The organism is Mesorhizobium sp. WSM3224 (genome assembly GCF_000427725.1).
Taxonomy (GTDB): domain Bacteria; phylum Pseudomonadota; class Alphaproteobacteria; order Rhizobiales; family Rhizobiaceae; genus Mesorhizobium.
Window position 1 is genome coordinate 51,833 of record NZ_ATYO01000017.1, and the last position, 13,448, is coordinate 65,280.

13 protein-coding genes are annotated in these 13,448 nt (G+C 64.6%); 3 read left to right on the plus strand and 10 right to left on the minus strand.

Features of this window, described 5'->3' with window-relative positions; translation table 11 throughout:
• Nucleotides 1–20: 20 nt before the first annotated feature.
• The 10 genes from doeB to YU3_RS0123015 all read right to left on the minus strand — a co-directional run bounded on the left by doeB (nucleotide 21) and on the right by YU3_RS0123015 (nucleotide 9,824).
• Nucleotides 21–1,022 carry a N(2)-acetyl-L-2,4-diaminobutanoate deacetylase DoeB gene (gene doeB / locus YU3_RS0122970; protein WP_027168437.1) on the minus strand — a complete coding sequence of 334 codons (1,002 nt, stop codon included), beginning with the start codon at nucleotides 1,020–1,022 and terminating at the stop codon, nucleotides 21–23.
• Between the two features lie 5 nt (nucleotides 1,023–1,027).
• Nucleotides 1,028–2,206, minus strand: a complete 1,179-nt coding sequence (doeA, locus tag YU3_RS0122975; protein ID WP_027168438.1) for an ectoine hydrolase DoeA — start codon at nucleotides 2,204–2,206, stop codon at nucleotides 1,028–1,030.
• A 37-nt stretch (nucleotides 2,207–2,243) separates the two neighbouring features.
• Nucleotides 2,244–3,236, minus strand: a complete 993-nt coding sequence (locus tag YU3_RS0122980; protein WP_027168439.1) for a cyclodeaminase — start codon at nucleotides 3,234–3,236, stop codon at nucleotides 2,244–2,246.
• Complete coding sequence (eutB, locus tag YU3_RS0122985) at nucleotides 3,233–4,222, minus strand: hydroxyectoine utilization dehydratase EutB (RefSeq protein WP_027168440.1); 990 nt, start codon at nucleotides 4,220–4,222, stop codon at nucleotides 3,233–3,235. Before eutB ends, YU3_RS0122980 begins: the two co-directional genes overlap by 4 nt.
• A gap of 5 nt (nucleotides 4,223–4,227) precedes the next feature.
• Nucleotides 4,228–5,004, minus strand: coding sequence for an ectoine utilization protein EutA (eutA, locus tag YU3_RS0122990; RefSeq protein WP_027168441.1), 777 nt, complete (start codon nucleotides 5,002–5,004; stop codon nucleotides 4,228–4,230).
• Between the two features lie 5 nt (nucleotides 5,005–5,009).
• Nucleotides 5,010–5,669: an ectoine/hydroxyectoine ABC transporter permease subunit EhuD gene (gene ehuD, locus YU3_RS0122995; protein WP_027168442.1), complete on the minus strand. Its 660-nt coding sequence runs from the start codon at nucleotides 5,667–5,669 to the stop codon at nucleotides 5,010–5,012.
• Nucleotides 5,669–6,328, minus strand: coding sequence for an ectoine/hydroxyectoine ABC transporter permease subunit EhuC (ehuC, locus tag YU3_RS0123000; RefSeq protein ID WP_027168443.1), 660 nt, complete (start codon nucleotides 6,326–6,328; stop codon nucleotides 5,669–5,671). Before ehuC ends, ehuD begins: the two co-directional genes overlap by 1 nt.
• A gap of 235 nt (nucleotides 6,329–6,563) precedes the next feature.
• On the minus strand, nucleotides 6,564–7,415 hold the full coding sequence (ehuB, locus tag YU3_RS0123005; RefSeq protein ID WP_027168444.1) for an ectoine/hydroxyectoine ABC transporter substrate-binding protein EhuB: 852 nt from the start codon (nucleotides 7,413–7,415) through the stop codon (nucleotides 6,564–6,566).
• Nucleotides 7,416–7,516: 101 nt separating this feature from the next.
• A complete protein-coding gene (gene ehuA / locus YU3_RS0123010; protein WP_027168445.1) occupies nucleotides 7,517–8,302 on the minus strand; it encodes an ectoine/hydroxyectoine ABC transporter ATP-binding protein EhuA in 786 nt (261 codons plus the stop codon).
• A 136-nt stretch (nucleotides 8,303–8,438) separates the two neighbouring features.
• A complete protein-coding gene (locus YU3_RS0123015; RefSeq protein WP_027168446.1) occupies nucleotides 8,439–9,824 on the minus strand; it encodes a PLP-dependent aminotransferase family protein in 1,386 nt (461 codons plus the stop codon).
• A gap of 83 nt (nucleotides 9,825–9,907) precedes the next feature.
• Here YU3_RS0123015 and YU3_RS0123020 point away from each other — a divergent pair, with 83 nt between their 5' ends.
• The 3 genes from YU3_RS0123020 to YU3_RS0123030 all read left to right on the plus strand — a co-directional run bounded on the left by YU3_RS0123020 (nucleotide 9,908) and on the right by YU3_RS0123030 (nucleotide 13,431).
• On the plus strand, nucleotides 9,908–10,399 hold the full coding sequence (locus YU3_RS0123020; protein WP_027168447.1) for an Lrp/AsnC family transcriptional regulator: 492 nt from the start codon (nucleotides 9,908–9,910) through the stop codon (nucleotides 10,397–10,399).
• 127 nt (nucleotides 10,400–10,526) lie between these two features.
• Nucleotides 10,527–12,020, plus strand: coding sequence for an NAD-dependent succinate-semialdehyde dehydrogenase (locus YU3_RS0123025; RefSeq protein WP_027168448.1), 1,494 nt, complete (start codon nucleotides 10,527–10,529; stop codon nucleotides 12,018–12,020).
• A gap of 31 nt (nucleotides 12,021–12,051) precedes the next feature.
• Nucleotides 12,052–13,431: an aspartate aminotransferase family protein gene (locus tag YU3_RS0123030; protein WP_027168449.1), complete on the plus strand. Its 1,380-nt coding sequence runs from the start codon at nucleotides 12,052–12,054 to the stop codon at nucleotides 13,429–13,431.
• Nucleotides 13,432–13,448: the final 17 nt, after the last annotated feature.

Genomic DNA, 13,448 nt, shown 5'->3' on the forward strand with positions numbered 1-13,448 from the left:
AGGCGGGTGCGCCAGGGAAATTACCGAACGGCCACACCCAGCACCGAGACGCAGTCGCCTGCCTTGACCAGGCCTGGGAAGTGGCGCGCGGCGAGCAGCCCCGACATCCTGGCCCTGATCTCCTGCGGCGCCTGCCCGGTGCGCCCGACCGGATGGATGCGCGCAACCACCTGGCCGTCCACCACGGGTTCGCCGAGATCGACCATCGTCTCGATCATGCCGTCGTCCTCGGCGAAGGCGAAACAATCCCCCGACGGCATGTCCAGCCACTGAGTTCTGCTCTTCTCGACCGCACCAGACACAATGCCGGCATGGCGCAGCACGTTGAGGATGCCGCGCCGGGCGATGCGCACGGTTTCGGCGCGAGAGGTCCCGCCGCCGCCGAGCTCGGTGGTGACGAAGACCTTGCCCATCTCCTCGGCGGCCGTGTCGTACATGCCGACCGCATCGATCTCGGTCATCCGCATCGAGAATGGCGCCGAGAAAGCCTCGACCGCGGCGAAGGACTTCTTTTCCTGCGCCTTGTCCGGCAGCGTATGCGCGGCGCAGAATGGCACGAAATCCAGCGTCTTGCCGCCGGAATGGAAGTCGAACACGATGTCCGCGCGCGGCAGCAATTCACGCTGGAAATAGTCGGCGATCTTCTCCGTCACCGTGCCGTCCGGCCGGCCGGGGAAGGAGCGGTTCATGTTGCCCTTGTCGATCGGCGAGGTGCGCGTGCCGGCGCGGAACGCCGGATAGTTCATCGCCGGCACGATGATGACCGTGCCGGTGACGTTTTTCGGGTCGAGCGTGCGGGCGAGTTCGTAGAGCGCCAGCGGCCCCTCATACTCGTCGCCGTGATTGCCGCCGGTGAGCAGCGCCGTCGAGCCCTTGCCGTTGCGCACGACGCAGACCGGGATCATCACCGATCCCCAGGCGGAATCGTCGCGGCTGTAGGGCAGGCGCAGGAAGCCGTGCTGGACGCCGTCGCGCTCGAAGTCGACGGTCGGCGCGATCGGCGATGGACGCAGAGCTGACATCGGCCTCAATCCTTCACGAAGAGCTTGCGCGGCACATTGGCCAGGCATTCGACGCCTATGTCGGTGATCAGGATGGACTCGGTGATCTCCAGCCCCATCGTCTCCAGCCACAGGCCGGTCATGAAATGGAAGGTCATGCCGGGCTTGAGCTCGGTGCGGTCGCCGGGGCGCAGGCTCATCGTGCGCTCGCCCCAGTCCGGCGGATAGGACAGGCCGATCGAGTAGCCGGTGCGATTGTCCTTGACGATGCCGTATTTCTTCAAGACGCCGAAGAAGGCGTTGGCGATGTCCTCGCAGGCATTGCCGGGCTTGGCGGCGGCAAGCCCTGCCTCCATGCCCTCCAGCGTCGCCTTTTCGGCATCGAGGAAGGCCTGTGTCGGCTTGCCGAGGAAGACGGTGCGCGACAGCGGGCAGTGATAGCGGTTGTAGCAGCCGGCGATCTCGAAGAACGTGCCTTCGTTGACCTTCATCGGCTTGTCGTCCCAGGTGAGATGCGGCGCCGAGGCATCCGCGCCCGACGGCAACAACGGCACGATCGCCGGATAGTCGCCGCCGATGCCGTCGACGCCGCGCGTGCCGGCATCGTAGATCTCGGCGACCAGATCGCATTTGCGCATGCCGACCTCGACCTTGTCGACGATGCGCTTGTGCATGGCCTCGACGATGCGGGCGGCCTTGCGCATGTAGTCGATCTCGGTCGGGCTCTTTATCGCGCGCTGCCAGTTCACCAGCGCCGTGGCGTCGGCAAAGCGGGCGTTGGGCAGGTGTTTCTGGAGCGAGGCGAACGCAGCGGCCGAGAACCAGTAATTGTCCATCTCGACGCCGATGGTGAACTTGTCCCAACCACGCTCGGCAAGCACGCCGGCGAGGTAGTCCATAGGATGCCGCTCGGTCGACTGCACATAGTGGTCGGCGTAACCGATGATGTTGTCATGCGAGAGATAGGCGGTGCGCTTGGCACCATTGGCGTCCTGGCCGCGACCATACCAGACCGGCTCGCCGGAAGGCGGCACGATAACCGCCTGATGCACGTAGAAGGACCAGCCGTCATAGCCCGTCAGCCATGCCATGTTGGAGGGATCGCTGACGATCAGCAGATCGACCCCCTTGGCCTCCATGGCTTTGCGCGTCTTGGCGAGGCGATCTCCAAATTCGCCCCGCGAGAATTTCAGGTTTGGCTGCATTTTGTTGGTCCTCGTTTGTTGGGCCTCACGGCCAGCATCAGCTTTCAAAGACGGTCCCGGCATTGGCCGCCCCCGCGCGGTCGCGGGCTAGAGTGGCGATCGCCGTGTCCTGCACGCCGGTGCCGGTGAGGTCGGCGATGGTGATGTCGCCGGCCGAGCGTCGTCCGTGCTTTTCGCCAGCAATGATCTGGCCGAGCTCGGTGACTTCGGCGTCGGCGGCCATCACGCCGGCCTCGATGGCGTGGTGGAGCTCGCCGAGGCGCCGCGTCTGCTTGGCGCTGTCGGCGACATAGAGATCGGCCATGCGAAGGATCGCCGGCGCGATCTCGTTCTTGTGCTCGGCATCCGAGCCCATGGCGGTGATGTGCTGGCCGGAGGAGATGAAGCCGGCCTTGATCAGCGGTTCTGTCGAAGGCGTGGTGGTGACGATGATGTCGGCCTCGGCCGCCGCCTTGGCCGCATCCGGTTCCGCGCGCACCATGATGCCGAGCCTGTCGCGCAAGCGGGCGGCGGTTGCCTCGGCCTTGGCGGCGTCGCGCGCCCAGATGCGCGCTTCCTCGATCGGCCGTACGAGGCGCAACGCTTCCAATTGCAAACTGGCCTGCAAACCGGCGCCGAAGATCGCCGCTATCTTGGAGTCTTCGCGCGACAGATGCCTGGCCGCGACCGCGCCTGCTGCGGCCGTGCGGATATCGGTCAGATAGCCATTGTCGAGCAGCAGCGCCTCGACCACCCCGGTCTTTGCCGAAAGCAGCACCATCATGCCGCCGCCGCTCGGCAGGCCCAGCGTCGGATTGTCGAAGAAGCCGGAGCTGATCTTGACGGCAAAGCCATCGATGCCGGGCACATAGGCGGACTTCACGTCGACCTCGCCGCGATGCTCGTGAATGTCCAGCCGCAGGATCGGTGGCATCGCCACCGGCAGCGTGGCTAAGGCGCGAAAGGCGTTCTCGACGCAGGCGACGGCTTCCAGATCGAGCATCACGATCTTGCGCAGTTCCGCTTCGGTGAGGATGGTCATGCGGCTCATGCGGCGCGCTCCGCGGTTGATGGCTCCTCGCCGCAGACGATCCTGCGGTGCAGGTCCATGTCGATGTTGCGGCCGGAGAGGATGAGAACAGTCGGGCCGGTCGGTTTGATCTTGCCCGCGAGCAGCGCCGCGATGCCGACGGCACCCGCGCCTTCGACGATCTCGCGCTCCTGCTCATAGGCATGACGGATGCCCGCGGCGATCTCGTCCTCGGAAAGCAGGACGACGTCGTCGAGCAGGCTGCGGCACATGGCGAAAGTCAGCCGGTTGTCGAGGCCGATGCCACCGCCGAGCGAGTCCGCCAGCGTCGGCAGTTCCTCGACCTGCACGGGCCGGCCGGCATCGAGGCTGGCTTTCATTGCCGCGCCCCGCGCCATCGAGATGCCGATGACCTTGGTGCTCGGGCTCACGCCTTTGACCGCCGCCGCTACACCGGACGCCAGCCCGCCGCCGGAAAGCGGCACCAGCACGCTTGCTGCGTCCGGCACCTGCTCCATGATTTCCAATCCGAGCGTGCCTTGCCCGGCGATAATGTCGGGATGATCGAAGGGTGGCAGCATGACCGGCCCTTCTTCCGCCACCAGCCTGTCGACTTCCTGCTGGGCGTCGTCCTGGCTGTTGCCGATGATACGGACGTCCGCGCCGAGGCGGCGGATGGCGTCGAGCTTGTTCTGCGGCACCAGTCTCGACATGCAGATCACCGCGCGGATGCCTTCGAGCTTCGCCGCATGCGCAAGCGCGCGGCCGTGATTGCCGGTCGAAGCAGCGACGACGCCGCGCGATCTTTCCTGCGGGCTCAACGCGGCGATGGCGTTGGAAGCGCCGCGCAGCTTGAACGCGCCGGTCGTCTGATGGTGCTCCAGCTTCAGATGAACCGGGGTGCCAGTGAGATCCGATAGGCTTTGCGACACCACGCAGGATGTCAGCTCGACCTTGCCGGCAATGCGTTCGCGCGCGGCCCGAATATGTTGAAGCTCGACTGTCATTTCGATCACTGGGGCAGCGGCTTTGTCATCAGCCGGCCGAACTCCGGCCGCTGTGCGTCGTCGCCGCAGAGCCGCAGACAGTTCCAGGCGCTGGCCTGGTTACTGGTGACGACTGGACGCCCGATCGCCTCTTCCATGCCCGGAACCGCGAGCGCGGCGCGCAGTGCGGTGCACGAGACGAACAATGCATCGGCCTGCGCGTGGGTTGCCTTGCGCGCCAGCTCGACGAGCGAGGCCGGCGCGATCCGCGCCATCTCGCGGTCGTCCTCGAAGCCGAGGCAGGTGAAGCTATCGATATCGAAGCCGTGCGCAGCGAAATAGGTTGCCATCGGCCGGCTGGTCTCGACGGTGTAAGGCGTGAGAATGCTGATCCGCTTCACTCCAAAAGCCTTCAGGCCGCGCACGCCGGCCATGGGCGGCGTGACCACACGGACACCTGGCTTGGCCGCCTGGATCGCCGCTTCGATCTCGGCATCGCCGATCACGACGGACGCCGAGGTGCAGGAGTAGCAGACCGCGTCGAGCGTCTCGTCCGGCAGGATCAGGGCCGCTCCAGCCGAAAGCTGCGGCTGCATCTTGCGCAGGTTTTCCGGCGTCGTCGGATTGGCATAGGGAATGCGCGCGACATAGACGCCGATCCGCTCGCTCGCCACCATACGGCGGAAGTCGACCTCGCTGGTGTGGTCGGTGGCCAAGGCGATCAGGCCAACGCGTTTTTCCAGCGGGCGCACATCGAGGGCGGGCCGGCTCGGCGCCAGCCGGATTTCGGGCAACTGGTTCATGACTTTCATCTTTCGATCCTGCCGTAGCGGTGCTCCAGCCAGCGCAAGAGTACGACGGAGCAGAGGCTGATGACGAGGAAGAAGGCGCCGACCAGCGTCATCGGCTCGATGTAGCGGTAATAGGTGTTAGCGACGCTCTTGGCCTGGTTCATCAGCTCCAGCACGGTGATCGCCGAAAGCAGCGGCGTCTCCTTGAACATGGCGATGAAATAGTTGGCCAGCGCCGGGATCATCGGCGGGATCGCCTGCGGCAGGATGATGTGCGTCCAGGTATTATAGCCGCTGAGGTTGCAGGCCTTGGCCGCCTCCCACTGGCCGCGCGGCACATTCTCGATGCCGGCGCGATAGACTTCCGCCGTGTAGGTGCCGTAGTGCAGGCCAAGCCCGATGACGCCCGCCACCAGCGGCGGAAGCAGAATGCCGATGTCGGGCAGCACATAGAAGATGAAATAGAGCTGCACTAGGAGCGGCGTGCCGCGAATGAACTCGGCGAACCAGCCGACACTGCGCGCGACGATCCGGTTCTCCGAGCGCCGCGCCAGCGCGATCCCAAGCCCCACGATCGCGGCCAGGACCGAGCCGAGCACCGTCGCCAGGATGGTGATCTTCACCCCCTGGATTAGCGTAGGCATGATCTCGCGGACGAAGTTCCAATCCCACTCCATCAGACACGCACTCCATCGAGGCCGCGCGCCATGCGGCGCTCCAGTGAGCGGATGCCCCAGGATATGATCAGCGCGAGCCCGAAATAGATGACGAGCACGGAAACGAAGGGCATCAGCGTGCTGCCGGTCTGCGAGCGCACGACCTGTGCCTGGAAGGTGAGATCGGCGAGCGAGATCAGCGACACGACCGACGTCGCCTTGAGCAGCTCGATCGCGTTGTTGCCGAAGGTCGGCAGCATGACGAGCAGCGCCTGCGGCAGGATCACGTGGCGCATGCCTTGCCAGCGCCCGAGATTGAGCGCCGTGCAGGCCTCATATTGCTCGCGGCCGACCGACAGGATGGCGCCGCGCACCACCTCTGCTGCGTAGGCGCCGACATTGAGCCCCAGCGCCAGCACGCCTGCCTGCAGCGGCGTCAGCGACAGGCCGGCGAAAGGCAGCACGAAATACGCCCAGAACAGCTGCACGAAGATCGAAGTGCCGCGGAAGAATTCGATGTAGGTCGTGGCGATCGCCCGCACGATGAAGAAGCGCGACACACGCCCCATGCCGGCAAGGAAGGCCATGACCAGCGCAAGCACCGATCCCATCAGCGTCAGCTCGATGGTGACAAGCGCTCCTTGCAATATCAGGCCGAGATAGCCGGACCACTGGGTCATAGGGTGCCAAATTTCCTAGCGTTTTTGCGGTTGTGCGAGGCCGCTGCGACAAGTCCCTTCTCCCCGTTCACGGGGAGAAGATGCCGGTTCACCCTCCGTAGCTGCAGCGCAGCTGCTGCGTAGGATGGGTAGGCAGATGAGGGGCAGCGCGAACTTACGAAAGCAAGGTGCCGCCCCTCATCCGACCCGTCGGGCCACCTTCTCCCCGTAAACGGGGAGAAGGAAAGATCAAAGATCACTTCGCCGCGCAGAGCTTCTCGCGCGTCGTCGACATCGCCGCCTTGGCTGAGAAGCCATAGGGCTCGATGATCTTGGCAAACTCGCCGGACTTCTTCAGCTTGGCGAGCTCGACATCATAGGCATCGCGCAGCGCCTCGTCGCCCTTCTTGAAGGCAGCGCCATCGCAGTAGACCGGCGCGCCCTGCACCGGCGCGATCACTTCGAGGTTCGGATCGTTGGCCTTCTTGATTAGGTCGTTGATCGACAGGACCGGCAGCGAATAGGCGTCGATTCGGCCGTCCTGCACCATCTTCAGACCGCTCTGGCCGTCCGGCACGACAATGACGCGATCGCGCGGCACGCCGGCAGTCAGCGCCAGCTTCTCTTCGGTGCCGCCGCCCGGCGCGCCGACAGTGGCGGAGGTGTCCTTGGCGATGTCCTCATAGCTCTTGAAGCCTTTCGGATTGCCCTTCTTCACCAGCATTGCCTCGGCATCGCACAGCACCGGCTCGGAATAGGCGACTGCCGCGCAGCGCTCCGGCTTCATGAACAGGCCGGCGGTGACGACGTCGAAGCGGCCTGCCTGCAGGCCGGGGATCATGGCGCCATATTCGGAGATCGAAGCGACGATGTCGTTGACGCCGAGGCGCTTGAAGATCTCTCGCGCCACGTCGGGCGCCGCGCCCGAGACCTTGCCGTCGGCGGCCACCGCCGTATAGGGCGGCTCATTGGCAATGGCGACGCGGGCGAAGCCTTGCTGCTTGAGCTGCTCCAGCTTGGCGTCGTCGGCCGAACGCGCACCGGAGGCGATCAGCATCGTGCTCACTGCGAGGCCGGCGACGCCAGCCAGAATGCCAAGTTTCTTCATTGTTCCCAACTCCTTGTGTCTCTTCTTGGTTTGCGGCGACTGTGTCGCCTCGGAACGGCTGCGCCGCCCGGGGAGGACCACGCCGCCCTTTTGCATTGCGGTCAGACGCGATGTCCGGCCGCGATGATCTTCTTCAGGAAGCTCTGCGTTCGCTCCTGTTTGGGATGGCGGAAAATCTCGTCGGGCTTGCCTTCCTCGACGATCCGGCCGCGGTCGAAGAACAGCACGCGGTCGGCGAAGTCGTGGGCAAACCCCATCTCGTGGGTGACGAGCAGCATCGTCATGTCGGTCTCGGCGGCGAGCTTGCGCATGACGTTGAGCACCTCCTCGACCAGCTCGGGGTCGAGCGCCGAGGTGACTTCGTCGAAAAGCATGATCTTCGGCGACAGCGCCAAGGCCCTTGCGATCGCCACGCGCTGCTTCTGGCCACCGGAAAGCTGCGCCGGCATCGCCTTGGCCTTGTCGGCGAGACCGACCATGTCGAGCAGTTCCATCGCCCGCTTCTGGGCCGCGGCGCGTGCAACGCCCTTGGTCAGCATCGGCGCCAGCGTCACATTGTCCATGACGCATTTGTGCGGAAAGAGATTGAACAGCTGGAAGACCATGCCGATCTTCTGGCGCATTTTAGCCAGGTGCCGCTCGTCCGCCGGCAGCAGCTGGCCGTTGCGTTCCATGTGATAGAGCTGCTCGCCGTCGACCTGGATGTGGCCGCCGTCGATCTTCTCCAGCGTCATCAGGATGCGCAGGATCGTCGTCTTGCCGGAGCCGGACGGGCCGATCAGCGCCAGCTTCTCGCCCGGCATGACCTGCATCGACAGGCCGTCCAGCACCTTGAAGGTGCCGAAGCTTTTCGAGATGGCGTCGACCTTGATGATGGGCGCGGGCAATCCATTTCCCCGTTCTGGAGAGGCCTATGCCCTTAACGATGCGAAACGCGCTAAATCATGTCAATCAGGAAAATAATATCATGACAATAATTCCAGCGCGGCACAATTTCAGGGCAATTTGTGCTCCCTTTGTGCATCAAATGGCGAGCAGCAGATGTTCAGGATCGCCAAGCAAGAGCTTGGCGACAACGCTCAAGCCCGCGCGCAGTTCCCCTTCGGTGGTCGACCCCAGTGAAATTCGGACGGCAGGATGCCAGGCTGTTTCGGCGATACGGAACGAAGTGCCCGGCGCGATCGCCACCCCGCGAAGCCGTGCCTGCGCGACGAAGCTGTCCTCGGCACGATCGCCCGGTAATTCGAGCCAGATATGCAGCCCGTCGCGGTGGACGCGGTATTCGACCCCCGTCAGCACCTCCGCTGCGATCTCCTGGCGCCGCCTCAGTGCCGCGCGCTGCCAGTTGACCAACTCCATCGCCGTGCCGTCGTTCACCCAGCGCGTCGCGATCTCCGCCACCATCGGCGTCGCCATCCAGTTCGAGACAAGGTGGCGGTTGGCGACGGCAGCGACGTAACGGTCGGGCACCGCGAGATAGCCGATGCGCAGGCCAGGCAGGACGATCTTGGTGAAGGAAGTGACGTAGAGCGTGCGCTCGGGCGCGAAAGCGGCGACCGCCGGCGGCCGGCCTTCGACGAGAGGCCCAAGCACGTCGTTCTCGATGATGGCGATGTCGTGCTTGCGCGCCACCGCAGCGATTTGCTCGCGCCTTGTGGCGTCCATCAACGTTGCCGTCGGGTTGATCACCGAGGGCTGGACGAAGACGGCGCGGATGTCCGACAGACGGCAAGCCTCGTCCAGCGCTTCGGGAATGAGGCCGTTGCTGTCGATCGGCAGGCCTTCGAGGTTGAAGCCGAGATAGCGGGCAAGCGGGATCAGCGTGTGGTGGCCGATTGCCTCGGTGGCGACGGTCGAGCCGGGCGGCGCCACGCTCATCAGCGCTACCGTCATGCCGGCGGTAGCGCCGTTGGTCAGGCTGATGTTCTGCGGCGACGCTTCGAGGCCGCATAGTTTGAGCCATTCGACCGCGACGGCACGGTGGCGCGGAAAAATCATGTTCGGCCGGAACGACAGCGCCGAGCTCGACGGCAGGTTGTCGGCGAGCCAGCCCAGCGCCTGCTTCAGCCGCTCCAGATGCATCGGCTCGCAGACCGGCTTCAGGATGGAGAGGTCAATGACCTCGCCCAGCCGCTCCGGAAGGTAGGGCGGCTCCGGCTCGCGGCGCTGTGTCTGCACGAAGCTGCCGCGGCCGACCTCGCCCGAAATCAGCCCGCGGCGGATCAGTTCCTCATAGGCGCGGCTGACCGTTTGCACCGAAAGCTTCAGGTCATCGGCAAGGCGGCGATGCGTCGGCAGCCGCGCGCCAGTGGCCAGACGCCCGTCATGGATCGCGCGCGCGAACTGGTCTGCCAGCGAGAGATAGGCCGGGCGGCGGATGAGAGCTGGATCTGGCTGCCATAATGTCATGACTTATTAGAGATCGAAATCAGTGCAATTGACAATCGAAATAATGCATCGTCATGGTGTCCCGAGCAGAAAACGGAGCCGGCATGGCGGCAGCGAAACTCGACCCGATCGACCTCAGGATTCTCGACGCCATCCAGCGCGACGGGCGCATCACCAAGCTGGCGCTGGCCGAGAAGGTCGGCCTGTCGCCGACGCCGTGCTGGATGCGGCTGCGCAAGCTGGAGAAGGCCGGCATCGTGTCCGGCTACCACGCTTCCGTGGCCATGCGCGCTGTCGCGCCTGTGGCGACGGTGCTGATGGAAGTGACCCTGGCCAATCACCGCCAGGCGGATTTCGACCGTTTCGAACGGGTCGTGCGCGATGTCCCGGAGATCGTCGCCTGCTGGTCGGTCGGCGGCGGCGTCGACTACGTGCTGAAGGTGATGGCACGCGACATCGATGCCTATCAGCGTCTGGTCGACAGCCTGCTCGAGCGCGAGATCGGCATCGACCGCTACTTCACCTACATCGTCACCAAGACGGTGAAGGAGGAGACCGTTCTGCCGGTAGCCGATCTGCTGCCGGGGAAATCGTGAAGTAGAGAGATTTTCTGCGGCAACCGACCAATAGAGACAATCTCTCTCTGTCAGCTTGCCGAAACAGCCTCTCTGTCTCGATCGCGCGACTAGTCTCTCCACATCGCCTCACCGGGAGACCCGACTGATGTCTGCGCATTTTGCCCGCACCAACCACCATGAAGCGCTTGATCGCCTCACCGACCGCCGGTTGTTGCGCGCGCTCGCTTATGTCGACGGCCACTGGACCGCGAGCGAAGCGGCGGAAAGTTTTGAGGTTACCGATCCGGCGACCGGCGCCACCGTCGCCTTTGTGGCCGCGCTCGATGCAGCGCAGACGACGAAGGCGATCAACGCGGCATCCCGCGCGTTCTCCGCATGGCGATCGATCCTGCCGCAGGAGCGCTCCAGAATCCTGCGAAAATGGTTCGAGCTGATCATCGCCGCCAAGGACGATCTGGCGCTGCTGATGACGCTGGAACAGGGCAAGCCGCTGAAGGAATCGCTTGGCGAGATCGACTACGCCGCTTCCTTCATCGAGTGGTACGCCGAGGAAGCAAAACGCCTCAACGCCGAAAGCGTCACCAGCCATCTGCCGAATGCTCAGATGACGGTCCACCGCGAACCGCTCGGTGTGGTCGGCGTCGTGACGCCGTGGAATTTTCCGTCGGCCATGCTCACCCGCAAGGCCGCCGCAGCTCTTGCCGCCGGCTGCACCGTGGTGGCGCATCCGTCTTCAGAGACGCCGCTGTCGGCGCTGGCGCTGGCCGAGCTTGGCGAGCGCGCCGGGCTGCCGGCCGGTGTCTTCAACATCGTCACCGGCGGTGCGCGCACCATTGTCGGCGCGATGTGTGCTGATGCCCGGGTCCGCGCCATGAGCTTCACCGGTTCGACCGAGGTCGGCCGGCTGATCGCCGCGCAGAGCGCGCCGACGATGAAACGCTTGGTGATGGAACTCGGCGGCCATGCGCCGCTGATCGTCTTCGACGACGCCGATATCGGGAAGGCTGTGACGATCGCGCTCGACGCCAAATTCGCCACCTCCGGCCAGGACTGTCTTGCCGCCAATCGCATCTATGTGCAGCGGCCGGTCTACGACCGCTTCTGCACCGCTTTCGCGCGCCGCATCGAGCAGCTCCGTACAGCCAACGGGCTCTCCGGCGATGCCGATATCGGGCCGCTGATGCATGAGCGTGCTGTCAAGAAAGTCGAAGAGCAGGTAGCCGATGCGCTCACCCGCGGTGCGCGCTGCCTTGCCGGCGGCAAGCGCCACGCGGCCGGCCCGCTGTTCTACCAGCCGACGCTGCTCGTCGACGTGCCGGACGATGCGCTGATCATGCGCGAAGAGACGTTCGGCCCGGTCGCCGCCGTGACGCCGTTCGATTCTGAAGCCGAAGTGGTCGACCGCGCCAACGCCACCGAATACGGCCTCGTCGCTTATGTCGTGACTGAGAACGGCGCCCGCCAGGCGCGCATGGGCCGCGCCTTGGAGTGCGGTATGGTCGCGATCAATCGGGTCAAGATCACCGGCGCGCCGATTCCCTTCGGCGGCGTCAAGCAATCCGGCATCGGCCGCGAGGGCTCGCGCCACGGCCTCGAAGCCTTCACAGATCTGAAATACCTTTGCCTGGATGTCGCATAGGCGATCCCCGAACTTTCAAGGAGTTAAAAAAATGCTCGAACAATCCAATGAACTCTCGGCCTGGGACCGCGATCACTTCTTCCATCCCTCGACGCATATGGGCACGCACGCGCGGGGTGAGTCACCAGCTAGGATCATGGCCGGCGGCGAAGGCGTCACCGTCTGGGACAACACCGGCAAGAAGAGCATCGATGCCTTTGCCGGCCTCTATTGCGTCAATGTCGGCTATGGCCGCCAGAAGATCGCCGACGCCATCGCCGAGCAGGCAAAAAACCTCGCCTACTACCATGCCTATGTCGGGCACGGCACCGAGGCCTCGATCCGGCTGTCCAAGATGATCATCGATCGCGCGCCGCAGGGCATGTCGAGGGTCTATTTCGGCCTCTCCGGCTCCGATGCCAACGAGACCAACATCAAGCTGATCTGGTACTACAACAACGTTCTCGGCCGGCCCGAGAAGAAGAAGATCATCTCGCGCTGGCGCGGCTATCACGGTTCGGGCGTCATGACCGGATCACTGACCGGGCTTGAGCTGTTCCACAACGCTTTCGACCTGCCGCGCGCGCCGATCCTGCACACCGAGGCGCCCTACTATTTCCGCCGCGCCGACCGATCGATGAGCGAGGAGCAGTTCTCGCAATATTGCGCCGACAAGCTGGAGGAGATGATCCTTGCAGAAGGTCCGGACACGGTCGCGGCCTTCATCGGCGAGCCGATCCTCGGCACCGGCGGCATCGTGCCGCCACCGGCTGGCTACTGGGAAAAGATTCAAGGTGTGCTGAACAAATATGATGTGCTGCTTGTCGCCGACGAAGTGGTCACCGGTTTCGGCCGTCTCGGTACCATGTTCGGCTCCGATCATTACGGCATCAAGCCGGACCTGATCACCATCGCCAAGGGCCTGACCTCGGCCTACGCGCCGCTGTCCGGCGTCATCGTCGCCGACAAGGTCTGGCAGGTGCTGGTCAAGGGTTCCGACAAGCTCGGCTCGCTCGGCCACGGCTGGACCTATTCGGCGCATCCGATCTGCGTTGCCGCGGGTGTAGCCAATCTCGAACTGATCGACGAGATGGATCTGGTACAGAACGCCGGCGAGACCGGCGCCTATTTCCGCGCCGAGCTCGCCAAGGCCGTCGGCGGCCACAAGCATGTCGGCGAGGTGCGTGGCGACGGCATGCTGGCGGCGATCGAATTCGTGAAGGACCGCGACGACCGCGTCTTCTTCGATCCGTCGCTGAAGGTCGGGCCGCAGATCGCCACCGCGCTTGCCGCGAACGGCGTCATCGGCCGCGCCATGCCGCAGGGCGACATCCTCGGCTTCGCGCCGCCGCTCTGCCTGACGCGCGAGGAGGCCGACACCGTGGTGGCGAAGACGGCGGACGCGATAAAAAGCGTGTTTGCCAGCATCTGAAGCAATTCCAGGAAAAG